Source organism: Pseudomonas vancouverensis, from assembly GCF_004348895.1.
In the GTDB taxonomy this organism is placed as follows: Bacteria; Pseudomonadota; Gammaproteobacteria; order Pseudomonadales; family Pseudomonadaceae; genus Aquipseudomonas; species Aquipseudomonas vancouverensis.
This window is the reverse complement of record NZ_RRZK01000018.1, coordinates 57,894-82,603: the sequence shown is the minus strand read 5'-3', so window position 1 is coordinate 82,603 and position 24,710 is coordinate 57,894. Positions and strand designations below refer to the sequence as shown.

20 protein-coding genes are annotated in these 24,710 nt (G+C 58.2%); 12 read left to right on the top strand and 8 right to left on the bottom strand.

Going from position 1 to position 24,710, the window contains the following annotated elements:
• Positions 1-176: 176 nt before the first annotated feature.
• The 3 genes from EIY72_RS14235 to EIY72_RS14225 all read right to left on the bottom strand — a co-directional run bounded on the left by EIY72_RS14235 (position 177) and on the right by EIY72_RS14225 (position 2,550).
• Complete coding sequence (locus EIY72_RS14235) at positions 177-602, bottom strand: GNAT family N-acetyltransferase (protein WP_093222842.1); 426 nt, start codon at positions 600-602, stop codon at positions 177-179.
• A gap of 72 nt (positions 603-674) precedes the next feature.
• A complete protein-coding gene (locus tag EIY72_RS14230) occupies positions 675-1,415 on the bottom strand; it encodes an NAD-dependent epimerase/dehydratase family protein (protein WP_093222839.1) in 741 nt (246 codons plus the stop codon).
• A gap of 85 nt (positions 1,416-1,500) precedes the next feature.
• Entirely contained in the window at positions 1,501-2,550 is a 1,050-nt protein-coding gene (locus tag EIY72_RS14225) for an alpha/beta hydrolase family protein (protein WP_093222836.1), read from the bottom strand.
• A gap of 409 nt (positions 2,551-2,959) precedes the next feature.
• Between EIY72_RS14225 and EIY72_RS14220 the strand changes: the two genes are divergently transcribed.
• Positions 2,960-5,077, top strand: coding sequence for an acyltransferase family protein (locus EIY72_RS14220; RefSeq protein ID WP_231985571.1), 2,118 nt, complete (start codon positions 2,960-2,962; stop codon positions 5,075-5,077).
• A 107-nt stretch (positions 5,078-5,184) separates the two neighbouring features.
• On the opposite strand, the gene EIY72_RS14215 is transcribed toward EIY72_RS14220, so the two are convergent.
• Complete coding sequence (locus EIY72_RS14215; RefSeq protein WP_231985570.1) at positions 5,185-5,523, bottom strand: hypothetical protein; 339 nt, start codon at positions 5,521-5,523, stop codon at positions 5,185-5,187.
• A gap of 148 nt (positions 5,524-5,671) precedes the next feature.
• Between EIY72_RS14215 and EIY72_RS14210 the strand changes: the two genes are divergently transcribed.
• The 8 genes from EIY72_RS14210 (at position 5,672) to EIY72_RS29930 (ending at position 17,355) form a co-directional block, all read left to right on the top strand.
• Positions 5,672-6,160 carry an Lrp/AsnC family transcriptional regulator gene (locus EIY72_RS14210; protein ID WP_093222830.1) on the top strand — a complete coding sequence of 163 codons (489 nt, stop codon included), beginning with the start codon at positions 5,672-5,674 and terminating at the stop codon, positions 6,158-6,160.
• A gap of 133 nt (positions 6,161-6,293) precedes the next feature.
• Positions 6,294-6,836 (top strand): peptidylprolyl isomerase, encoded by a 543-nt coding sequence (locus EIY72_RS14205; RefSeq protein ID WP_157720940.1) that lies wholly within the window; start codon positions 6,294-6,296, stop codon positions 6,834-6,836.
• A complete protein-coding gene (locus EIY72_RS14200; protein ID WP_162276444.1) occupies positions 6,836-8,605 on the top strand; it encodes an aminopeptidase P family protein in 1,770 nt (589 codons plus the stop codon). Before EIY72_RS14205 ends, EIY72_RS14200 begins: the two co-directional genes overlap by 1 nt.
• A 163-nt stretch (positions 8,606-8,768) precedes the next feature.
• Positions 8,769-10,067 (top strand): purine-cytosine permease family protein, encoded by a 1,299-nt coding sequence (locus tag EIY72_RS14195; protein WP_093222821.1) that lies wholly within the window; start codon positions 8,769-8,771, stop codon positions 10,065-10,067.
• Between the two features lie 49 nt (positions 10,068-10,116).
• Positions 10,117-10,866, top strand: coding sequence for a TorF family putative porin (locus tag EIY72_RS14190; RefSeq protein WP_093222818.1), 750 nt, complete (start codon positions 10,117-10,119; stop codon positions 10,864-10,866).
• A gap of 57 nt (positions 10,867-10,923) precedes the next feature.
• A complete protein-coding gene (locus EIY72_RS14185) occupies positions 10,924-12,975 on the top strand; it encodes a hydantoinase/oxoprolinase family protein (RefSeq protein WP_197678838.1) in 2,052 nt (683 codons plus the stop codon).
• The gene (locus EIY72_RS14180; protein WP_093222816.1) at positions 12,972-14,660 is read left to right on the top strand and encodes a hydantoinase B/oxoprolinase family protein; all 1,689 of its coding nucleotides are present in this window, start codon (positions 12,972-12,974) and stop codon (positions 14,658-14,660) included. Before EIY72_RS14185 ends, EIY72_RS14180 begins: the two co-directional genes overlap by 4 nt.
• Before the next feature lie 211 nt (positions 14,661-14,871).
• Positions 14,872-17,355: a hypothetical protein gene (locus tag EIY72_RS29930; RefSeq protein WP_157720939.1), complete on the top strand. Its 2,484-nt coding sequence runs from the start codon at positions 14,872-14,874 to the stop codon at positions 17,353-17,355.
• A gap of 189 nt (positions 17,356-17,544) precedes the next feature.
• On the opposite strand, the gene EIY72_RS14170 is transcribed toward EIY72_RS29930, so the two are convergent.
• A complete protein-coding gene (locus tag EIY72_RS14170) occupies positions 17,545-17,925 on the bottom strand; it encodes a winged helix-turn-helix transcriptional regulator (protein WP_093222807.1) in 381 nt (126 codons plus the stop codon).
• A 145-nt stretch (positions 17,926-18,070) separates the two neighbouring features.
• Here EIY72_RS14170 and gstA point away from each other — a divergent pair, with 145 nt between their 5' ends.
• On the top strand, positions 18,071-18,700 hold the full coding sequence (gene gstA, locus EIY72_RS14165) for a glutathione transferase GstA (RefSeq protein WP_093222804.1): 630 nt from the start codon (positions 18,071-18,073) through the stop codon (positions 18,698-18,700).
• Between the two features lie 238 nt (positions 18,701-18,938).
• Positions 18,939-20,069: an alpha/beta hydrolase gene (locus tag EIY72_RS14160; RefSeq protein ID WP_093222801.1), complete on the top strand. Its 1,131-nt coding sequence runs from the start codon at positions 18,939-18,941 to the stop codon at positions 20,067-20,069.
• Between the two features lie 199 nt (positions 20,070-20,268).
• On the opposite strand, the gene EIY72_RS14155 is transcribed toward EIY72_RS14160, so the two are convergent.
• Positions 20,269-21,141: a LysR family transcriptional regulator gene (locus EIY72_RS14155; protein WP_231985569.1), complete on the bottom strand. Its 873-nt coding sequence runs from the start codon at positions 21,139-21,141 to the stop codon at positions 20,269-20,271.
• A gap of 130 nt (positions 21,142-21,271) precedes the next feature.
• Between EIY72_RS14155 and EIY72_RS14150 the strand changes: the two genes are divergently transcribed.
• A complete protein-coding gene (locus tag EIY72_RS14150) occupies positions 21,272-22,702 on the top strand; it encodes an aldehyde dehydrogenase family protein (protein WP_093222798.1) in 1,431 nt (476 codons plus the stop codon).
• A 45-nt stretch (positions 22,703-22,747) separates the two neighbouring features.
• Here EIY72_RS14150 and msrA read toward each other — a convergent pair whose 3' ends face one another.
• Together msrA and chrA are read right to left on the bottom strand one after the other, a co-directional pair.
• Positions 22,748-23,254: a peptide-methionine (S)-S-oxide reductase MsrA gene (msrA, locus tag EIY72_RS14145; RefSeq protein WP_093222795.1), complete on the bottom strand. Its 507-nt coding sequence runs from the start codon at positions 23,252-23,254 to the stop codon at positions 22,748-22,750.
• A gap of 91 nt (positions 23,255-23,345) precedes the next feature.
• A complete protein-coding gene (chrA, locus tag EIY72_RS14140; protein WP_371315397.1) occupies positions 23,346-24,704 on the bottom strand; it encodes a chromate efflux transporter in 1,359 nt (452 codons plus the stop codon).
• Positions 24,705-24,710 lie beyond the last annotated feature (6 nt).

The following is a 24,710-nucleotide window of genomic DNA, read 5'->3' as shown; positions in this document are numbered from 1 at the left end:
TTGCGCGCGATGATTTTTACTAAATTGGTGTGCAGAAACTACATCCATACCTAGAGCTCCGAGTCGTATCACCTCAACTATAGCTTCGTGTCGTAACCAGCCACTGGCGAACGTCCGCTTCTGGCCGGTAGTTGCCTGTCGTGAAGCGCCGAAGCCGACGCAGGTTCAATCTGGGGTCACCCCAACACCTTCTGATAAAACATCCGCGCATGCCCCGGCGGATAATCTGCCAGGCGTGCAAATTCGCTATAACCCAGTTTTTGATAAAACCCCGGTGCCTGAAAACTGAAGGTCTCCAGCCAGATCCCGATGCAGTGTTTTTTCCGGGCGATGTCTTCGGCCATGTGCATCAGCCGTTGTCCGATACCCTGGCCGCGCATCGACTCGGGAACACTGACAAGATCGATGAGCAGCCATCGATAGGAAACCTTGCCGTACAGTCCGCCGATGACTTCGTTGCTGGCAGGATCTCGCAGCAACAGGGCAAAGGTCTCATGGCCGTCGTCGCCACCCTTGGCCAGATTGTGGGCCAGTAACGGGGTCAGAATGGCTGATCGCTCTTCTTCGGATGGATGTTCCGACAGCTGGATTTGCAAAGACATGGTGCTCTCCCTGAGCAATGTGGGATTAGGTCGACATGACAAGTGTGAGGTTGAACGGTAAGACGCTCGCACTCAATCAGGTTGAGCCTGTCCTTCCAGAATCTCGAATGCATTATCAAGGGGCGCGTAGCCAACGACCTTTCTGGTTGTATCAATGGAGAGGCGCTTGTACCGGTTATCCGAAACACCATGGACAACGTGGAATCCGCTCAATTCGGCCTCGACACAATTAGCCAGTAACGCGACCACATCCCTCACACTGATAAACGCAGCGACATCGCGGTGGCTATGGGTTTGCCCCGGGTGAAATTCGGCGACGTTGGCAATACGCACGGCAATGGTCGTCATGTCGCCGTCGTTTGCGTACAACGAAGCGAGCGCTTCACCAAACGCCTTGCTGACGCCGTAGTGGTTGCCGGGTCTGGGCGCCATGTTTTCATGGACCTGAACATCTTTGGGATAACCTTCAATGGCCTGGGCGCTGCTCGCCAATATGAAGCGTTTGCAGCCCTGGGCTTTGGCGGCGAACAACATGTTGTAGGTGCCGACGATGTTCACCGGTAGCAGCGAGCTCATGAAGTCTGCATCCGGGTTCGGATCACCCGCCAGGTGAATCACGGTGTGAATGCCGGCGCAGGCTTCAAGGCAACTGGCTTGATCCCGGATGTCGAGCGCGAAACGATGTGCGGCGCCTGGAAGTCTTGATTGGTCTATGTCAGCCAGACGTAGATCCATATTGTTGGCTTGTGCTTTCCAGAAAGCAGTGCCGATCAGGCCTGCAGCCCCTGTGAGCAGAATTTTTCGCGTATTCATGTCCGTATGTCCTCATGTTCGAGCGCATGCCTGTCACTCCGCCGTGGATTCGCTTGCGGGGCAGGGTGAAAGGCGTCCAATGGGTTCAGCCCTTTTCAGTTGCGAATGACTGCGTCAGAAATGCGTTGATCAGTGATGCAATCTGCAGCTGGATCGTCGCCCGTGGTCTAGCGTTGTCGCCATCCCGGCAAATCACACCATCGCCCGGTGCGTCTTCTTCGAGCAACGCGATCGCGCCAGGTTTGCACATCGACAAGAAGCTGAAGTGGCTGGCGTCCTTGATCTCGACATAACGGCTCGTCGACGGCGGCAAGCGCCTGGCCAGATCAGCGGACTCCAATTGCGCTGGAAGGTCTTCGGACGGCGCGCCCGCGGCGATCACCAGTGTCGGTACCGGCAAAGTCGCCAGACTTTTATCGGTCAGGCCGCGTGAGAGGCCCAGGTCCAGGGAAACAATGGCGGTGACACGACTGTCGCTGAGATCGCCGAGCAGCCGGGCTTTCGATGCTGGATCGCTGTCGGGGTTGAGCTGCGCGTAAGTGCTGCAACTGGACAGTTGGGGGTGGGAGCTGCAGTCCTGCGCAAAGCGCTCGGGAGCGAATCGGGCGCCGGCGATCTCCAGGGCAGTCCAGCCACCCAGTGAATGACCAATCACTGCAATTTGCCGTTTGGCCACTGACCCGAAGTGTTCTGGCTGAGCCATGACCGCATCGATGGCCCGCTGTAGATCGACGGGCCGCTGCCACAACCGGGCCGCCGCTGCAGGGTTGCGATCACGGGTGGTGGTGCCGGGGTGATTGACCGCCGCCACAATGTAGCCCTGCCGAACCAGGGCAGTGGCCAGCCACGACTGATTGCCCCAATTGCCGCGAAAGCCGTGGGAAAGCACCACCAATGGATGCGCGCCTGCGGCAGGGGGCGCATCGGGTATAGCAAGAGCACCGACGAACACCGGCGTATCTGCGATCAACTGCGGTGCAGCCGTGGAAACACTCGGGTACCAGACGACCAACTCCAGTGGCCGTTCGTTTTGTGTGTCTGTCAACGTCGAGGTTCGGAAACCGATAGGGGTATCGCTCGCGAATGCAGGATTGTTCAGGCAGAAAAGGAGCAGGGCGCCCAGCACTGTTTTCATTGTTTTCATCTTCCTTGATGGGATCAACGTCAATTGGACGTGATCGGGTGCGCGTGAAACATATCAGCGATCGCTGCGGTTTATACAGTCATTTCTGAGGCGCATCTGAGCAACTGAGTTCAAAACGGGCATCTGATATCTGACCCCTCACGCGAGGGACAGGGATTCAGATTGCCGCTTCAATTCCAATTGAAGTCGAAGCGACATTGGAACGGGGCCCGTTTTTTCGAGTGGGCTGTGGATTCTTCAAAGTTTTCAAGTAGCAAGTCGCGAAAGTCATTGGTGGTAACTTACCAAGGGTGGTTCCAGTCATGTAGAATGCCGCCATTTTTGCAAGGCGATAAGCCTGTAAGAAGCAGGCCGAACTCAACCGTTATTTAATTATAGAGTTTCATAAGGATTGTTCTCTGTGCCACAAGAACACCAGGGTTGTTTGGAAGTGTCAGTAAGCGTTAATAGAACTTTTTTAAAGGGAAGGGCGAGCTCAATAGCTTCCGCCCAAGTGCCTGAAGAGTTGTCAGAAATAATCAAGAAGCCAATCGATTACCGTCCGGATATTGACGGTCTCCGTGCAATTGCCGTAATTCTGGTGTTGGTTTTTCACGCGGGTTTTGCATTTTTACCCTCAGGTTTCATAGGTGTTGACATTTTTTTTGTGATTTCCGGATTTTTGACAACTTCAATAATACTGAAATCACTGAATAACAATACATTTTCATTTTTTGGGTTTTACATACGACGCATTTGGCGGCTGCAACCGGCAGTCATTGCACTGATGGTGGTAACGTTGTTCGTAGCGCTGGTCTTCTATTTGCCAGAAGATTTTGTGAGCTTTATCAAGAGCGAGCGAAGCGTAGCGCAATTCGTCTCAAACCAATTTTTCGCGAAAGAAACGACCGGTTATGCCACGCCGGATTCCGCGAACTTTCTGCTCCTGCATACCTGGTCCCTGGCTATCGAGTGGCAGTGGTATCTGGTGCTGCCATTAGGCATCTGGCTACTTTATCGGTATCTCTCGCCGACCTTGTTCAAATTCACCGTGTTTTGCCTGACACTGGCTTCAATGTTATTCGCGCTTTATCTCTCCGGCAAAGAACCTGAAAAGAGCTATTATTATTTTTCTGCACGAATTTTTGAGCTGTTAATTGGCTCCTGCGTTGTACTGCTCAGTTCGGCGAAGCACAGATTGAATGGAGCGGCTTCACATATAATTGGTCTTTTCTCGCTTGCCATGATTGGTTATTGTGCCACGCGAACTAATATGGTTCTTGGTTTTCCTGATTACCATGCAGTTTTGGTATGTTTGGCAACCGCTGCTTTGCTTTATCAAGGCGCTGGCGAGAAAAGTATTGCCTCGAAAATGCTAAGCTTTCCGCTGCTGGTTTTCATCGGGACCATCTCCTATTCGTTATACCTTTGGCATTGGCCTATCCTGGCAACACTCAGTTATCTGGGCATCAGTCTCACCACAGAATGGATATTTGTGTATTTTGCAGCGACCTTTGCAGTCGCCATTCTTTCCTACTTTTTAATTGAGAAAAAATTCCGCGGATCAAAAGCTGGCGTGATAAAGACTTTAGTGCTTCTTTTGATTGTTCCTGCGGTTTGCATGTCGATCCTCTATTCTGCAAGTAAAAAGCATGATGGCTGGCCGGAGCGATTTGGCTCAGGTTCTTCGAGCGTCTTGGGTAAACTCAAGGCAGCCGAGGCGCCAAACAGAGAGAACTGCCTGGATGGCGTCAGTGATGGTTCAGATCCTCGTTGTGTGATTGGCGCGCCCCACGCTGAAGCTCAGGCACTTCTGATCGGTGATTCGTTCTCAAATCAGCAGTGGGGTTTTATTGATACGCTGGCCAAGGACGCCAATTTTTCAGTCCTTGCACAGGCCTTTCCTGCGTGCTTGACGCTTCCAGATATCTACTTGTACAACTGGTGGAAGTACAAAGACAGACTTTATACCGAGTGCCATGATGCCAGCATGCAGTACTACGACCTGATCAGCAAAAATCATTACAAGTACGTAATGCTCGGGCTTATTTGGGAGAGTTATGCAGGGGATGCAGTAGTGACAGGGCTTGATGATCAGCGCACGGTTGAGCTTTCACGTCAGCGGTTTGAAAAGGCTATCAGGCACGCACTTGACCTGATCAAGCAGTCAGGAGCCACGCCCGTATTCCTGAAGGCGCCGCTTACAATGCCGGCGGGTGTTAATGAGTGCCTGTTTCGTGCTGTCAAGTCTCGCGGCTTGATTGGAAGTGCAGAAGAAATCAGGACCTGTTCTACTACCTCTTGGGTGCCTTATGAAGATCAGTGGTTGAGTAAAGTATTCACTGATCTCAAATCCGAATACTCGAATTTGATTATCATCGATCCCAAAGATGTGCAGTGCACGGATAGTTCATGCATGACCGCCATTGATGGCGTCCCGGTATATCGAGATATCGGGCATATCACCGACTATGCCTCTTATAAATTTGGTGAGATGTATATAAAGCGGTTTGGAAATCCGCTGAATAAAATCAAGTAGTCAATCCGCAGTATTGCGTCCCCGACACCAGCTGAAGGTGTTGGGGGTGTTCACTCCCGCCTTGTCAAAACAGTCTTGGGATGAGGCCCGCTCAATGGCGGGTCTTCTCATCGGCTTTCCTGGGGCGCGTTGCCAAACCTCGTGTGCAATTCCTCCTCCAGCTTTCGACATGCGTCCGCGATTATGCTCTTCCCGGCTGCCGGGCCGGAGTACCCGTCGACTGCTTCTCGGCAGCGTTCGGTAGCTTCTCGGGCCTGTATTATTTCCTTGCCTTGCTGTGTGTTGCTGGCATAAAAGCTGAACCCCGTGTACAGGGCCACGGCTATCAGGACGCCTGCAAAGATCTTGCTGTCCAGACCCCATCGCTTTTCTGACAGCCATGGCCAGATGGATGTTTTTTGCCTGAGATCAGATTGGCAGTGTTTGCATAAGATGGCTTCAGCCATGATGACTTCCGCGCAATAGGGGCAAGTGATTTTTCCAGCCTCCACAGATGAAACTCCTTTTTCAAAAACCAGATTCTATCACCGGGGCCGAGGGGCAAGGACCAAAAGCAGCCTGCGTGTCGAGCGATGGAAAATGAGAGAACAGAGAATGAAAAAAGTGAAACTGGATCGCATCAACCGGGCGATTCTCGAAAACCTGCAGCTCAATGCGCGCATCAGCAACCTGGAGCTGGCCGAGAAGATCAATCTTTCTCCCAGTGCCTGTCTGCAACGGACCAAGGCACTGGAAGATGCGGGTTATATTCGGGCTTACATGGCATCGATTGATCTGGATGCTATCTGCATCAACGTCATGGCGTATGTCATGTTCAGCCTGCGTGATCACGCCGGGCATTTGCGTGTTCAGTTCGAGCGTTTCATCGCCAAGCGTCGTGAACTGGTTGACTGTCTGAAAGTCGACGGTGAGTACGACTACATTGCCCTGGCCACCTGCTCGACGGTGACGGACTTCAATACGCTGTGCGAGCAGTTGCTGGATGAGAACCCCAACATCCTGAAAATCAACAGCAGCATCATCCTCGACAAGACCAAATGGTTTGCCGGCTATCCCCTTGAAAATCTGATGTGGCGGGACTGAAACAGCATGCGCCGCATAATCTGCGGTAATGCTGCTCAGATCCCGCAGCAAGTGCGCGACCGGGTCGGTATCTCGATCTTAAGCGCCGTCTTCTTTGCGGACAATGAGGGTTTTGTCCCGAGGGAGAAACTCTATGTCTGCGGTCGCATACGTCACGCTGGAAACGGCGCTGGGTTGCTTTACGGTTCAGTTGCAAGGGGACAGGGCGCCCCTGACCAGCGCTAATTTTCTCGCCTATGTCGATAGCGGTCGCTACGACAACAGCAGTTTCTTTCGCATCGTCAATCCATCCATTCAAGGGTCAAACGGGGCGGACGGCATCAGCGTGATCGTTGGTGGAACCCGACCGCTGGCCGCGAGCAACTTGCCGAAGATCGCCCTGGAAAGCACTTTGCACACCGGTCTGCAACATCGGCATGGCACCTTGTCGCTGGGCCGTGAGGATGAGGCCGACAGCGGCGAGGGTGAATTCTTCGTGTGCATCGGAGACCACCCGCAGCTGGATCATGGCGGCTCTCGCCATGAGGATGGCCTGGGTTTCGCAGCCTTTGGGCAGGTGTGTGCGGGCATGGAGGTGGTCGAGGCGATATGGGGCAGTGCCGGCTTGCAAGAGTATTTGTCAGCCGAATCCGAAGTCAGAATCCTTCGCGCCTACCGCGTCGCTGGAGGTGTGTGATGGAGCGTTACGCCCTTGTTCGCACGGTGATGGCAGCCCAGGGTTTCGACGCGTTTGTTCTGCCGCGAAGCGATGCCTGGCTGAATGAGGATCTCGCCCCCGCTGACGAGCGCCTGCTTTGGCTGACAGGGTTTACCGGCAGTGTCGGTTTGGCGGTGCTGACGCAAAAGCGCGCGGCACTGTTGGTCGATGGTCGCTACACCGAACAGGCCCGACTGGAGTGCGGCAAGGACGTGGATCGGTTGCCGTTGAATGACGCCAGTCTGTACGAATGGTTGCGTGGGCAACTGCCTCCCGGAGCCCGTATCGCCTGCGATGCAAGGCTGCACAACGCGGATGAGTATGCCCGCTGGCAGGATTGGGCGATGCAATCGGGCTTCGACTGGTGCGACAGCGCGGGCAATCCGGTGGATGAGTGCTGGCATGATCGTCCTGCCTCGGTGGCCAGTCCCATCGTCGAGTGGGGCGTGGAATATGCCGGTGCCTGTGCTGAAGATAAAATCGAGCGGCTCACCGCAACCTTGCAGGAGGTCCACTGCACTGCCATGTGGTTACCCGCGCCTGACATGCTGGCCTGGCTGCTCAATGTCCGAGGGCAAGACATCGCTATTTCGCCGTTGCCTTTCAGCTGTGGCCTGTTGCATGGGGAGGGTGCTGTCGATTGGTTCGTCGATGCGGACCGGTTGCAACTGTCCAGTGAATGGTTACCGGCGACAGTCACCGTCCGCTCACCGCAAGACATCTCCTCGCGCATCCGCAAGCTGGAAGGACAGCAGATCTGGTTCGATCGTCGGACAGGCACCGCGGCGGTGTACCGTCAGTTCGAGCAGGCCGGTTGCCGGATTCACGACGCGCACAACCCGTTGCTGTTGCACCGGGCCTGCAAGCAACCAGGAGAGCTGCGGGGCAATCGCCAAGCGCACGTGATCGACGGGTTGGCCTTGTGCCGCTTTCTGTACGAGTTTTACAACCGCTGCGACCGATTCAAGGGGCAGAGCGAGTTGGCCGTGTCCGAGTCTCTGGAACGATGGCGCCGCCAGCACCCGGACTATCGCGGTATCAGCTTCGATACGATTGCGGCCACCGGCGCCAATGCTGCGCAACCCCACTATTTACCCAAGCCCGGGCACGCCGCGCGGATCAAAACCGGGCAGCTCCTGCTCATCGATTCCGGTGGCCAATACCCGCAAGGCACGACCGATGTCACCCGCGTACTGCCGTGCGGTACTGCCAATGCGCGCCAACGGTTTCTGTACACGACCGTCCTGCGCGCGCACATCGCCCTGGCCGGCTGCATTTTTCCCAAGGGCACCAGCGGCCAGCAACTCGATAGCATTGCGCGCCAGGTGATGTGGCGCGAAGGGTTGGATTACGCGACGGGCACCGGCCATGGCGTCGGCAGCTATCTGAATGTCCATGAGGGCCCCCACAGGATTGCCCCGCATGCCAGCCCGGTGGCATTGCAGGTGGGCATGGTGACTTCGATCGAGCCCGGCGTTTACCTGCCTGGCGATCTCGGTATCCGCATCGAAAACCTTTATGAAGTGATTGAGGACCACCAGCACCCGGGGTTTTTCGGGTTTCGTTCGCTGACACTGGCGCCGCTGTCCAACGAGCTGATCGAGCACAGTTTGTTGAGTGAGACGGAGGCCTTGTGGGTGGACCATTATCACTCGATGGTCCGCACGGCTTTGGTGCCGCTGCTGGAGACGGAGGTGGCCACCTGGCTGCTGCAGCAAACCGCTCCAAACAATCTGCAGTTTTTCTGACGATAACCGTTGATTGTTTTTCCCGGACCTTGCAAAACCGCAGTGAGATTTTCCTGGGGCTGACACTATGTCACCAGCGTTCGCGAGCGCCTCACAACAATTCTAATAATCGGCTGGTCTCCCGTTCGAAGCGCGAGGGCAGCCCTTGCCAACAGAGGCAGGCATGAACAGCACAGAAAATGTGATCCCCGACAGTTACGATCGCAGCCCCGTACCGCAATCGGAAACGGTGGCCGGAACCGGGTTGGCGCTTATCACCTTCGGTATAGGCATGACCCTGCCAGTGTTCTGGCTGGGTGCGGACGTGACCGGCAAAGTCGGGTTTACCTCGGCGTCGCTGATCTTCATCGGCGTCTGCGCCGTACTCGGTTTGCTCTGTGCACTGACGGCCATGGTCGGTGTGCGGACGCGGCTGAGCACCTACATGGTGCTGCAATTTTCCTTCGGTCGTCATGGCGCGAGGCTGATCAACCTGATCATGGCGGTCACGCTGCTGGGGTTCTATGCCGCCACGGTCGATATCTTCGGCAGCACGGTGTCCAGCGCCTTGCAGAGCGCCTGGGGCATCGTCACACCGGCATGGTTGCATTGCGTGTGGGGCAGCGTACTGATGACCCTGATGGCCATTTATGGCTTGCACGGCCTTGATCGGTTGTCGCTGTATTCGGTGCCGCTGATGGCGCTGTTCATGGCTTTCGCGCTGTACATGGGTGTGCATCAGGCAACATCGGGGCAGTTTGCAGGTTTTGCGGGCAGCGGTGACAGTGTCGCGCTGGCCATCGCCAGTACCATCGGCATGGTGATTCTGACGCCGGTGCTGATGCCCGATTTCACCCGCTACGCCCGCACGGAGAAGGACGCCCTGATCGCGATCCTGGGCATGGTCCTGGGCTTTCCGTTCGTGTTGATTGTCGGCGGCGTGTTGTCGATTGCCACGGGCCAGAGCGAAATCATGCTGATCATGGCGAGCCTGGGTTTGCTGTTGCCGGCGCTGATCGTCCTGGTGTTTTCCACCTGGATCACCAACACGGCGAACCTGTATTCGGCGACGCTCACCCTGGCGACTGTCAGTCGCACCCCGAGCTGGAAGCTGACGCTGGGTGGCAGTCTGCTGGCAACACTGCTCGCAGTGGGTGGCTTCATGGCGCATTTCCTCGACTTCATCATGACGCTGAGCATTGTCATCCCGCCATTTGCGAGCATCTATGTGGTGGATTTCTTTGTCGTCCGTCGCCAGCGCTATGAGGTTGCCGCATTGGCCCATTCCCCCGCGTTCGGCTGGCCCGCGCTGGTGAGCTGGGCGCTGGCCAGTGGCGTGGCATGGCTGACGTCCTTCGAAGGCTGGACGCTGACTTCGCAACCTACGCTGGATTCCTTGCTGGTTGCTCTGGTCGCCTATCTGGCGCTCAACCGCCTGATGCGTGTTCCGGCGACTGCGCCATCCCGTCCGCATAACCGCTAATTCCACGACCGCTCGCTGAACCGGGAAAACCCTCCCGAATGGCGAAGCCATGCCCGATTTTCATCAAGTTCTGGAGCACATTGAGTTGAATATCATCCGACTACTACTGCTGAGCGCGCTCGGATTCAGTTTCGCAGCCCAGGCGCAGATATCCAGCACGGTGGCCTTGACCTCCGAGTACCAGACTCGCGGTATCGGTTACTCCGGCAACAAGCCGGCCGTGAGTGCGAGCCTGGACTGGGCGGGGGACAGTGGCGCATTTGTCGGCACCTGGGTTTCCACCACCGACAGTTTCAAGGACGGCGACCCCTATGACGATGGCGCCCACATCGAATGGGACTTTTACGCGGGCTACAACGGCGCGCTGGACAACGGCCTGCGCTATGGCGTGATCGGCTACTACTACACGTTCCCGTCGACCAACTACAACATCAATTACCCGGAGGTCGGTGTCAGTCTCGGCTACGGCAACTTCAATACTTATTACTACTACTCCAACGACATGATCAGCTCGTCCGAAGCTTCACGTTATGCGGCGGCCGACTACACCTTCAACCTGCCACTGGCGATTGACCTGACCCTGATGGCGGGGCACTCATGGGGTGAATACTTCCGTGACCGCGATGTGACCGGCGGGCACGAGTACACCAACTGGGAAATCGCCCTCAAGCGCAGCTTCGGCCCGATCAATACCAAGTTGAGCTGGGTCGACACCGACCTGTCCGGGCGTTTCTACAACGATGGCGAGTACCTGCGTAACGACGGTCGCCTGATCTTTGCCGTTTCCCACACCTTCTGAATCAACAGCCGGCGGCCCAGCGGCCGGCCGGCACTTGCCTGTTTGCCGGAGAGACTTATGACGATTCGAGTGGCTACCGATATTGGTGGCACCTTTACCGACCTGGTGTATTTGCAAAACGGCGTGATCAGCGCGGTGAAGGTCGACACCACGCCGCCGCACTTCGAGCAGGGGTTGCTCAATGCCGTGGCCAAGAGTGGTGTGGATTACGCCGACATCGAGTTTTTCGCCCATGGCTCGACCGTGGTGATCAACACGCTGACTGAACGCAAAGGGGTAAAAACCGCGTTGCTTACCACTCGTGGGTTTCGCGATGTGCTGGAGATTGCCCGGGGCAACACCCCCGATATCTTCAACACCTACTACCGCAAGCCACCGCCTTTTGTGCCGCGTCATCTTCGCCTGGAGGTGGACGAGCGCCTGAATTTCCGCGGGGAGGTGATCACGCCGCTGAACCTCGATGATCTGCCGGGCATCCTCGATACGCTGCGTAGGGAGGGCGTGGAAGCCATCGCGATCTGCCTGTTGCATGCCTACTGCAACCCCGTGCACGAGCAGCGACTGATGGCCGCCATCCATGAACTCTGGCCACAGGTGGCGGTGATTGCATCGCACCAGGTCAGCCGGGCCTTGCGCGAATACGAGCGCAGCAACACCACGGTGCTCTCGGCGTATGTGATGCCGCCGACGCGGGACTATCTCGACAACCTGTCGGCCCACCTCACGGAAAAAGGCCTGCGACCCTTTCCGTTCATCATGAAATCCAACGGCGGAATCCTGCCGGTCAATGCCGCCAAGCAGGATCCCATCAGCCTGGTGGAATCCGGGCCGGTGGGCGGCATGCTGGGTGCGCAGGCCTACGGTCAGTTGATCGGCGAACACAATCTGCTGGCGCTGGACATTGGCGGAACAACGGCCAAGTGCACGCTGATCCACCACGGTCAGGTGGACATCAGCAACGACTACGTGATCGAGAAAACCGCGGTCAGTGCCGGTTATCCGATAATGACGCCGGTGGTGGACATCGTTGAAATCGGCAATGGCGGCGGCAGCCTGGCGTGGATCGATGCCGCCGGAAGCCTGCGCGTGGGGCCGCAAAGCGCCGGGTCGACACCGGGGCCGGTAGCCTATGGACGAGGAGGGCAGGCGCCGACCACCACCGATGCCAATCTCTACACCGGGCGAATCAACCCGGACGACTTCGCCGGTGGCGAGATCATTCCGGATGTCGAGGGTGTAGCCCATGCATTCGCCCGCCTGGGCGAGCAGCTCGGTGTGTCGTCGAAACTGTTGGCCCACGGCGTATTGCAGATCGCCAATGCCAACATGGTCAATGCGCTCAAGCTGATCTCGGTCAACCGTGGCCATGATCCTCGCGACTTCGCGCTGATGGCCTTTGGTGGCGGAGGCGCGCTGCACGCTTGCGCGCTGGCGGCAGAGCTGGGCATTCCCAAGGTTATCATTCCACCCTTTGCCGGGGTCTTTTCCGCCTGGGGCATGCTCATGCTCGATGCGCGACGCGACTATATCCAGACACACCTGCAAGCGCTTGACGAAGCAGGACTGCCTCGGCTGATCGAGGTCTTTCGTCAGCTTGAAGCCCGTGCTGTCGCGGAATTCGCCAGCGATGGCATGGCACGCGAAACGTTGCGTTTCGAGTGGCACATCGACGCGCGCTACACGGGCCAGGAGCACACCGTCAAAGTGACCCTGGACGCGCTGCAACTGGCGTCGATCCAGGAACGCTTTCATGCCCGTCATGAGCAGGCCTATACCTTCCGCCTCGATCTGCCGATGGAGGTCGTCAATCTTCATCTGGTGGCCTTTGGTGTGGTGCCCAAGTCGCCCATGGCACCGATTGGCGTCAGTGACCAGGCCTGCGCCGACGCTGCGCGAAAGGGACAGCGTTGGGTGGAGTTCGAGCCCGGGCAGCCGATCGAAACCGCGCTCTATCAACGTTCGGCATTGCTCACCGGGATGCGGATCGACGGCCCGGCCATCATTGAAGAAGCGACCACCACCACGGTGGTTCAGCCTGGCGATCGGCTGGAAGTCGATGCCTATGGCGGTCTTCACATTCACATCAACGTCCAGGAGGTTCGGGCATGAACAAGGCCAATCCGTTTACTTACGAAATCATCAAGAGCGCTTTGGTGGCGATTGGCGAGGAGATGTTCATTGCGCTGAAACGCACGAGCATGAGCCCGATCATCTATGAGGCGCTGGACTACGGGATCGGTCTGACGGATGCCGACGGGCAGCTGATTTCCCAGGGCAACGGCATTCCCGGTTTTATCGGCACCCTCGATGGCGCGGTGCGCAGCGTGATGGATAAATTCCCGCTGGACGACATCCTGCCGGGCGACATGTTCATCACCAACGACCCCTACGGCGGTGGCGGCACGCACCTGTCGGATGTATCGATGATCATGCCGGTATTCCACGAGGGCCGGTTGATCGGCTGGACCGCCAACAAGGCGCACTGGACCGAAGTGGGGGGCAAGGATCCCGGCAGTTTCAGTTCCGATGCCCAGGAAATCTACCAGGAAGGTTTGCAGTTCCCGACCGTGCGCATTTATGACCGCGGGCGGATCAATCAAGCCGTGGTGGACATGATTGCCGCCAACGTGCGTTTGCCGGACATGACCCTGGGTGATCTGCATGCCTGTGCTGCAGCGCTGCGGGTAGGCGAGCGTCGCCTGCTGTCGATCGTGGCCAAGTACGGTGAAGCCACCACCCTCGATGCCATCGAGCGCCTGCTCGAGCACGGTGAAGCCATGACCCGTGCAGCCTTTGAGCACTTGCCCAAAGGCACTTTCTACGCCGAGGACGTCATCGACGAAGACGGCCTGGGCAACGGACCGTTCACGGTGAAAGTCAAAGTCGAGATCGCTGAAGGCCGCTTCGTCGCCGACTTCACCGGCTCCAGCCTGCAAGCCCCGGGGCCGATCAACAACACCTTGTGCGGTTTGCAGTCGGCCGTTCGTGAAGTGTTCATGGGCGTCGTTCGTCCAGGCATTGCCGCGAACGCCGGGTGCTTTCGCCCCATTGAAGTGATTTGCCCGCCCGGCACCATCTGCACGGCCCAACGTCCGGCCCCGGTGTCTGCTTATTTTGAATCCATGGTCACGGCGGCGGATGTGGTGCGGCGGGCGCTGGCCCAGGCGCTTCCGGATCGCCTGATTGCCGGGCAACTGGGCTCCGTCTGCTCCATGGTATTGAACGGCCGTCATTCGGAAACCAACGATGAATACCTGCTCGTCCAGCCATTGGTGGGCGGCTGGGGCGCCGGCCACGACAAGGACGGCGAGAGCGGCCAGTTTTGTGTCGGCAACGGTGAAACCAGCAACATCCCGGTCGAACTGACCGAGCGCTGCTACGAGGTGCTGGTGGAGCGCTACGGTTTTCACCAGCAGGATGGCGGTGCCGGGCGTCACCAGGGCGGCCGGGGCGTGGTGCTCGATTACCGGATCCTGTCGCCCAGGGCCTGGGTATCGACCTTCTTCGGCCGCGGGATCACCGCGCCATGGGGGGTTGATCAAGGCCATGAGGGCTCGTGCAATTTTGCCGAGGTGACGCGCGGCGACGGGCGCACCGAACGCTTCAGTCGGGCCAATCGCGTTGTCCTTGAAAGAGGTGACTTGCTGCGTCTGGTCACTGCCCACGGCGGTGGATGGGGGGCGGCCAAATCCCGCTGTCTTGAGGCGATCAAACAGGACATCCGGAACCAGTACATCAGCCTTGAGCAAGCCCGTCGTTTCTACCCTGAGCAAATGGCATTGGCGGCAGAGTAAAGCGGATCACTCGGTGTGGGGAGGCCGCGCCATGAAAGGCGCGGCTTCGAGCGTAGCGCTCGGGACCTTTTTTGAACTGATTGGGTACTGGTCGAAATGATGTCCATATGATATCAATCGCGCCCTCATGGATGTTGATCGAGGGCGTTATGCCATTACCAGGAAGATCGCGGCTCCCTATCGTTTTTCTCGTGCTGCAGGATGAACGCTGATGGGGGTTATTGTCGGTATCATCGTTGTCCTCATCGCACTGGCATTATTGGCCAAGCTGCTTCGTTTCATTGGCGTAGCCCTCCAGTTCACCCTTGGTTTGGCCGGGTTGGTGGCGCTGGGTCTGCCTGCCGGCTATGGCATGGCCATGGAAGCCGTTGGTAAACGGCTCAAGCTTCGTTCCTTTGCAGCGTGGCTGACCACGGCCGCAATGTTCGCGCTAACGTTCTGTTGGGCGGTCCTGGGATGGCACCCTGATTATTATCCCGGGACTTTTGCGAGCCTGAAGTTTGCACTGCCTGCCGTGCTGTTCGCAGTCATGCTGGTCGTCCATGGCAGGAGCAAACACAGTCTTGTGAACAACCTGGCGCAGGAGTGGTTGCTGAAGAAGGACCAGGAGTTCCATCGATGTGTACACGGGGCTTTCGCGCTGTTACTGGTCAGCGCAGCGGTGCCGGGATTTTTTGAGATGCTGCGCTGGCCTGCCGCCGCAGTGGCAGCCTACGCCTACTGGGGCGTTGCGTTACTCGTGCAGCTCTATTCCATTAGCCAGGACTATGCGCGCACCGAGCTGGAATCGCGCATTGCTGAAGCACTGAATGTGCGGGCCTCACTCAATATCAGCCAGACACTCAAAGACCTGGATGCTGACAGCCTGCTTGATGGCGAGGAGGTCGAGACCCTTTTCAACGGGCACCTTTCTCATTTGATCGCCGGGGGAACCTTGCGTGAACTGGAAGTGGCGGGGCAGCGCTGGGTATTTGCCGAAAACTGGTACCGCAATCGCTATAAAGCTCTGCATGGCGTGCTGCTCAAGCAAGTTCGTCATCGCTCCGAGACACTCGGTGCGATCGTGCGCAGCGCGTTCGGGTTTGAAGGTGCCGCCGCCCAAGACTTCATAGAGCGGCAAATGAGCTTCGGTCAGTTTCAGGATTTTCGTGACGGGCGCTTTTGGTGTGCCTTTGCCTTATCGCGACGTATCAGCTGTTGCACCGCGTGTGGGCTTGCTGAAGTTCGCAGCAGTGCGAATGATGCAGAGTGGTTCTGCTCCACCATCTGTGCTGAAACCGAACAGGTTTGCCTGACCGTACGTGACAAGCCGCAAGAGGAGTTCTTGTCCGACGCAGCCGCCAATGGCTTTGTCCTAATGGCCGCTGGAAGTGCCTGGGACACGAATCACAAGCTGTTCGCCGCCGGCGGGCAAGGTCATGGATTTGCCGCCGAGAAGGCCAACCATCGGGTTGACCGCGTGATGGGACGTAACGCAGAGATTCTTGGCGACAACAACGCCAAAAATGGCGCTGACCGGCTGGTTCAAGGGCAAATGATCCAGACGAAATATTGCGCGACTGGCGCCCGGAGTGTCGGAGCTGCGTTCAACGGACAGCAGGGCGATTATAAGTATTTCGACCCGCAGGGGCGTCCCATGCAGATCGAGGTGCCTAAAGATCAGTACGTCGATGCCGTACGCACGCTCCAGCGAAAGATCAGCGAGGGCAAAGTCCGCGGCGTCACTGATCCCCAAGACGCGGTCAAGTTGATCCGCAAAGGTCACCTGACGTATAGCCAGGCGCGCAGTATCACCAAGTTCGGTACTTTCGAGTCCATTGCCTATGACATCACCGAGGGTGTTGTGGTCGGGGCAGTGGCGGGTGGTATCAGCTTCGGGGTCAGCGCCACGTTGTTCTATTTGAAGACCCAGGACCGCCGTCAGGCGCTGCAGGTGGCGTCTATCCAGGCAGGAAAGAGTTTTGGCCGCAGCCTGACGGTGTATGTTGCGGCGCAGCAACTGCACCGCGTTCAGTTTATCCAGCGCTCGTTGACCCTGATTGATGTGACGAGTCTGGCGCCGAGCACGCGTGGGTTGTTGGCTCAAGGTATGGGTGTGAGCAAGAGTGGCTTGAATAAAGCCCTGCGGGGCACGCTGATCAGCTCCATCGCGGTGATTGCCGTCACGACCGGACCAGACCTCGTCAAGCTGGCCCGCGGGCGCATCTCCAAAGCGCAATTTGCAAAGAACCTTGCTGTTGCGTCATCAGGTGTAGCCGGTGGTGCCGTGGGTTCTATCGCTGGCGGGATTCTCGCTGCGCCGCTAGGGCCAATCGGCGCCATGGTGGGTCGTACAGCAGGCGGCATTATTGGTGGTATCGTTGCCACCGCGGTCTCCACCAGGTTGATGGGTAAACTGGTCCAGGAAGACCGAGTGCTGATCATTGGCATCATCCAGGCTCAGCTGGAGTATCTGGCCATTGCGTTCATGCTTGCCAAGGAAGAGATCGACAGCGTCAACGCCAACCTGGACAAGGCGCTGACGCAAAAAAGCCTCGAAGTGATATTTGCTGCGAAAGACCAACGCCGCGCGATGGCCAATTTTTATCTCAAGCCCGTGGTCGTGGCCGTGGTTCGTCAGCGGCCGGTGGTGGACTTTTCGCCGGCTGATGTAGTGGAGGCGTGGGAGGGGATGGTGTCCAGGGATGCGGCATAAATGGTTTGGCTGACTGACCCATTGTCAGCATGCAGCCTGCCGTCTCCCGGTGAATGGCGGCATGACCTGTAATGACGAACTTGAGCCAAGTCATCCACATGCGGCGGCGACTGGACGTTGTAGCGCGGGAGTTGAGCCCCCGGTGCATTACGGTCAATGTCATTCAGGCCGGTTCTATCAACACCGATATCAACCCGCAGGATGGAGCGTTTTCTGACTGGCAGAAGCATGCGAATCCGCAGGCATGGGCGTTTTCCCGCTCTGCTTGAGCCACAAACCAAAGTCCTTCATGACGCTGACAACGGGTCTCAGCCTGTTACCGTCTTCGGTCAGCTCGTACTCCACTTTGACGGGAACTGTCGGGTATACGGTGCGCTTCACCAGGCCGACTTCCTCAAGCGCCCGCAGATCAAGTGTAAGCATACGCTGCGAGATACCCGGGATATCGCGTCGCAACTCATTAAAGCGTTTGGGCCCATCGAGCAGATAGGACACCAGCAGGAGGCGCCAGCGGCCACCCAGCAGGCGCATGGCTTCCTCCACCGAGCATCCTGTCACGTTCTTTTTCATGGAGTCTCCGTAGGCCTACATAGGTATATTTTATGTACCTAGATGATAAAAAAGTGCCTTCTTCCATTTATATACCATGTCCCTAAGATGGTCATTCATCACTTTCTGGATGAAGGTGATGACCAGACCAAACAGGAGACCGCTTGTGAAGCTCTACTACATCCCCGGCAGCTGCTCGCTTTCACCGCATATTGTGATAAATGAACTGGGTCTTGATGTAACGCTGCTTAAAGTCGATCACCGTTCGCACACCCTGGAGGGTGGTGAGGACTACTACGGTATCAATCCTCTCGGTTATGTACCGGTTCTCGAATTGGCTGACGGAACCAGGCTTCGAGAGGGCTCGGCGATCGTGCAGTTTCTCGCTGACCTGAAACCCGAAATGAAATTGGCACCACCCAATGGGAGTTTGGAGCGATATCGCCTGCAAGAATGGCTGGGCTTTTTGACGTCGGAAATCCACAAGGGCTTCATCCCGTTGCTGTACGCCGGATTGGCCGGCAGGTATGTGGACACCGCCAAGCCCAAGCTGGAGGCCCGTTATGAGTGGATCGATAAACAGTTGGCCGGCCGGCAGTTTGTGCTCGGTGATACGTTCACTGTCGCTGATGCCTACCTGTTTGCGCTGACCGGCTGGGGGCAGGCGGATTGGTTGAAGTCTTACTACAAGGCCGGGATTCATTTCGACGGCCTTGAAAATCTCCAGGCCTGGTACGCTCGGGTGCGTCAACGGCCAGCCGTTCAAAACGCACTCAAGGTCGAAGGGCTGCAATGATGCTTGGTCACCGCGAAGTGCTTCGAACATTTAACTGACGGATAGCCTGGGATTTCAGCGAGCGCAATGTGTAGAAGTCGCAGCTCGATCAGTGCCCGGGGCATTCACAACAGTCCCGCTGTCGCGGGGTTTTGATGCACGCACCCTTTACCCATTATTTACCTGTCCTCATGCCGCATTTTCCCAGCGGGACGGTTACGCTGCCTGCCATCTTGATCTGAACGAGCGGGCGAACCTAATGCGTCATCAACTTCGCTACTGGCTGGCGGTGGCTGCCATGGTGGGCAGTCTGGGATTGATCTCGGGTTGTGCAGGCGATCCGCCAGACCCGCGGATCAAGTTTACCGAGCGGGTCAATGAACGTCTGGCCACCGCCTATCAACCGACTCACAACGAAACCGCCGGCTGGGACGCCACATGGCAACTCGATCAGCAAGCGGTGGGTGTGACGTGGCTGGCGCCCGCAACTCATGCGCGCTTGCCGCTGATTATTTACTTGCCGGGCCTTGGGGAGTCTTCCTCGGGAGGAATGGTGTGGCGCAAGGCCTGGGCACAAGCGGGTTATGCGGTGCTGTCAGTTCAAGGGCACGCCTACGATCAGTCGATCTTCTCATCGAGGCAGGCACTGGATGGCGACTTCCGTGGCTTGGCCAGTAGTGACTACAGCGCCGCTGCCTTGCGCGACAGGCTGTCGACATTGCAGGCAGTCCTGACCGAAGTTCGGACACGGGCCGCCAAAGGAGACGCGCAACTGGCGGCCATCGACTGGAACCAGGTCGTGGTGGCCGGCTTTGATGTCGGGGCGCAGACCGCTGAGGCACTGGCCGGGGCACTGGAGCCTGACGTTGTGTCGGGCGTCGTGATTGAGCCTGAAGCCCTGTTGCTGCTCAGTCCTTATGTGGAGGCCGGCGCCCGGAGAGAAACCTTCGCCCGGATCTCGGTGCCGGTGTTGTCAGTGACCGGTGAGGCTGATGAAGATCCGTTCAACTGGGTCAGTTCCTACCGTCAGCGACAAATGCTGGGCGAGTCGGTGAAGGAGGCTGGCAGCATTCAGCTGGAGTTGGACAACGCGACGCACAAGACCTTGTCCGGTACCGATTTGCTCCACCGGCCGATGAAAAAGGCAGACAAGGGCGACGATGCATCGGGCAGTGCCTCCAAAGGTAAAGGACACAAGCACGGCGCAAAATCCGCCGGCGGTTTCCATGGCCCGACGGGCGAACCTGCTCCGGACCCCAAACAGGTTGCCGCGATTCAGGCCATCGCTGTGGCGTTTCTGGATAGCCGCATCAAACATGACTCCGCAGCCACTCAATGGCTGCAGAAAGACGCGCCCGGCTGGCTGGGGGCAGCGGGGCGTTTCAAGTAGTTATCAGGTGGAACTAACAGACGTTGTCGGTGACCTGTACTGAGCCTGTGGACGGTGGTTTGGGAGGTTTTTCTCAAGCATTGCATGCTCTTCGCCCTTTGGTTGATCACCTGAACATTGCCGGGTTTGCCCTGACTGTTCCCGTCGGCATCGAACCAAGATCAAGCCACAGGGGATCGTAGCTCATGCACCAGATCGATCAATGCGCGCAATCGCGCCGGGACGAAGCGATGACCGGAGTAATACAGCCGCAACCCGTCAAACGACGGGCACCAGGGCACCAGGGCATCAGCACCGGCACCAGGGTGCCGCTGGCCAGTTCTTCCTGGATGAACCACTCGGAAATGAAGCCGATGCCTAGGCCCAATACCACGGCCTGTTTAATTGCCAGTAGCTCGTTGAACGCCAAGCGCACTGGCAACTCCATCTGCAATTTCTCGCCGTCGCGTTCCAGTTCCCAGTGATATAGACCGCCGTGGGCCATACGCATGCCGATGCTCTGGTGGTCGAGCAGGTCGCGCGGGTGCCCGGGCACGCCGTGGCTTTCGAGGTATTGGGGGGTTGCGACCACGAGCATGCGGATGTCTTCCGACAGGGCCACGGCAATCATGTCCTGCGGTACGGACTCTGCCAGACGGATGCCAGCGTCAAAGCCCCCGGCGACGATGTCGATCATGCCGGATTCGCTGACGATATCGATGCGCACCTCGGGATAGCGCTGGGTGTACTGTTTGAACAGCGGCTCCAGCAGCAGGTAAGCGGCGCCATGGGGTGCATTGATGCGCAGTCTGCCGCTCGGCGCATCGGGTTCGACGCCGGCTTCTTCGTCGGCGCTCTTGATCTGCGCCAATGCCGGGGCGATGCGCTCCACATAGCGTTGCCCGACATCGGTCAGGGCCACGCTGCGTGTGGAGCGATTGAACAGGCGCACTTTCAGTCGTGCTTCCAGGCCGGCCACCGCGCTGCTCACGGCGGTGGTGGACATGCCCAGTTCCCGGGCCGCGCCACGGAAACTGTTGCGGCGGGCAACGGCCAGCACCACTTCCAGTTCGGTCATTCCTGTTCTGTGCATGGATTGTCCTGAAAATGCGGATACTTCATCCGTCAAAGGGTAGCTTATCGGAATAATTTATCCTTCTTAGACTTCGCTGCAAGAGGCTCGATGAGTCATTTCAAGCAGTCTTTTCAAGCAAGGAGTCGACATGCAACGCATTGAACACATCTACATCAACGGCGAGTTCGTCATTCCACACGGCCAGGAATGGTTCGACCTGCACAACCCCGGCACCGAGCAAGTCATCGGTCAGGTTCGGCTGGGCGATGCCGTCGATGCACAGCGTGCCATCGCCGCCGCCAAGGCGGCGTTCCCGAGTTGGTCTCGTACCAGTCGGGAGGAACGCATCGCAGCATTGCAACGCATGCACCGGGCCGTGGCGGCAAGGGAAGAAGAACTGCTGCAAGCCATACTTGTGGAATACGGCGCACCGGCGGTTCGCGGGCGCTGGATGGCGACCTATCCGGCGGATGTAATTGCGCAGGCCATTGATGCACTGCAGGCGTTCGTGTTCGAGGAGCAGGCCGGCACGGCCCGGGTCGTTCTGACGCCGGTGGGCGTGACCGGTCTGATCACGCCCTGGAACAGCAATGCGGGCTTTATCTGCAACAAACTGGCGACCGCGTTGGCGGCAGGCTGTACCGCCGTCATCAAGCCCAGCGAGATGAGCGCCTTGCAGACCCAGGTGGTGCTCAGTGCGTTGCACGAAGCCGGGCTGCCACCGGGTGTGTTCAACATCGTCAATGGACGGGGCGATGTGGTGGGCGAGGAAATTGCCCGTCATCCCGATGTCGCCAAGATCTCCTTCACCGGCTCGTCCGCCGTCGGGCAGCATCTGGTCAGGACCAGCGCCGACACCATGAAGCGCGTAACGCTGGAACTGGGTGGCAAGTCGCCGACCGTGGTGCTGGACGATTCGGATTTCCAGGCAGTCATGCCGCTGGTGTTGCAGGCCGGGTTTCTCAACAGCGGTCAGGCGTGCATCGCCGGCACGCGCATTCTGGTGCCCCGCAGTCGTCTGGCGGAGTTTGAGCAGGTGGCGAAGGCGGGCGTCGCACAGATCCAGTCGGGCGATCCGCGCAATGCCGACACCGACATCGGACCAATGGTGAGCCGCAAGCAGTGGGAGCGGGTGCAGGGCTATATCCGTATCGGTCAGGAAGAAGGCGCGAGGCTGCTGGCCGGTGGCGAAGGGCGCCCGGAAGGTCTGCAGGCCGGGTGGTTTGTGAAACCGACGGTCTTCACCGATGCCAACAATCGAATGCGAATCGCCCGTGAGGAAATCTTCGGTCCGGTGCTGACCATCATTCCCTACGAGGATGACGCCGAGGCGATCCGCATTGCCAACGATACCGACTATGGCTTGAGCGCCCTGGTGCTCGGGAAAAACACCGAACGCTGCGAGACTGTCGCCCGTCAGATCGACGCCGGACGCGTGCTGATCAACACCCTGGCCCACGAACCACGAGCCCCTTTCGGCGGGTTCAAGCATTCAGGCCTTGGGCGGGAAATGGGCAAGTGGGGGATGAGCGCCTATCTGGAGCCGAAGACGTTGATGGTCGGTGCTCCGCTGAATTGATGCCAGGCAGTCGGCGATACCCCGAAGAGGGGCATCGCCGCATGTTCAACCGCGCTTGGGCAGCTTCCAGTTCGGGCGGATGAAGTGGCAGGTGTAGCCATTCGGAATGCGTTCCAGGTAATCCTGGTGCTCCGGTTCCGCTTCCCAGAACGGTCCTGCCGGTTCGATTTCGGTGACTACCCGGCCAGGCCACAGGCCGGAAGCATCGACATCGGCAGCGGTATCTTCGGCAATGTCGCGTTGCTCTTCGCTGAGGTAGTAGATCGCCGAACGATAGCTGGGGCCACGATCATTGCCCTGACGATTGGGCGTGCTCGGGTCGTGGATCTGGAAGAAGAACTCGAGGATCTGCCGGTAGCTGATCACGGCAGGTTCGAAAACGATCTCGATGGCTTCGGCGTGATTGCCATGGTTGCGATAGGTGGCATTGGGCACATCGCCGCCGCTGTAGCCGACCCGCGTGTGCAGTACACCGGGATAGCGTCGCAGCAGATCCTGCATGCCCCAGAAGCAGCCGCCGGCGAGAATGGCGGTTTCGGTTGGGTGGGTCATGGTCTGTCCTTCCCCTTGGGGGCGTTGGGTTTAGTCGTTGATATGAGGGCGTGTCGGGGGATTCCAAGGTGTCGCGGTTCTGTCCGGGGAATCAACGCAGCAGATGCACCACCAGACCCAGCGCCGCACACACCATCAACACCTCAATGACACCCCGTTTAAAGCGCAGCAAGGCAACCGCTGCGAGGATTGCGATCAGCATGGAAGGCCAATCGAGGGCGCCATTGAAACCCTTCGGCCACAACACGTGGTAGGCAAAGAAGCACGCCAGATTGAGAATCACCCCGACAACCGCGGCGGTTATCGCGGTGAGTGGCGCGGTGAACCTGAGTTCGCCGTGGGTCGACTCCACCCAGGGGCCGCCGGCGAGGATGAACAGGAACGAGGGCAGGAAGGTGAACCAGGTCACCAGGCACGCCGCCACCGCGCCGGCCAGGAACTGCTGGTCAGGGCCGAACACCTGCGCGACATAGGCCCCGACAAAACCGATAAAGGCCACGATCATGATCAAGGGCCCAGGTGTGGTTTCCCCCAGCGCCAGGCCATCGATCATCTGTGTCGGGGTCAGCCAGCCATAATGGCTGACGGCGCCTTGGTACACGTACGGCAACACCGCGTAAGCACCGCCAAACGTCAGCAAGGCCGCCTTGGTGAAGAACCAGGCCATCTGGGTCAAGGTGCCTTCCCAGCCGGACACGGCGGTCAAGAGACCCATTGGCAGCGCCCAGAGTGCAGCGCCGATCAGGGCGAGCTTTACCAATCGCCGCCAGCTGAAGCGGGCATGCGCAGGTGGCGGCGTATCGTCATCGATCAAGGCCTGGCCGAAGGTTTTTTGCCCGGCGCCATGGCCGCCGACTTTGAATTTTTCCGGCGCCAGGCGTCCGCCGACATAACCGATCAAGGCCGCGCCGAGGACGATCAGCGGGAAGGGCAGGTTGAAGGCGAAGATGGCCGTGAATGAAGCCGCCGCAATCGCCCATAACCATTGGTTCTTCAAGGCCCGCGAACCGATTCGATGGGCCGCCTGGATGACGATGGCCGTTACCGCAGGCTTGATCCCGTAGAAAATCCCCGCCACCACAGGCATTTCGCCGAAGGCGATGTACAACCACGACAAGACGATCAGGATGAACAGCGACGGCAGCACAAACAGCCCACCGGCAATCACGCCGCCCCAGGTTCGGTGCATCAGCCAGCCGATGTAGGTGGCCAACTGCTGAGCTTCCGGCCCGGGGAGCAACATGCAGTAGTTGAGGGCATGCAGGAACCTGCGCTCGGAGATCCAGCGTCGTCGCTCGACCAGTTCTTGATGCATGATCGAAATCTGCCCCGCAGGCCCACCGAAGCTGATCAGGCCGAGCTTCAACCAGAACAGTAATGCTTCACGAAAGCTGATGGCCGCAGGTCTGGGCGGCTGTGGTTCATCCATGGCTGGCAACGCCTTGTGCACTGGCCG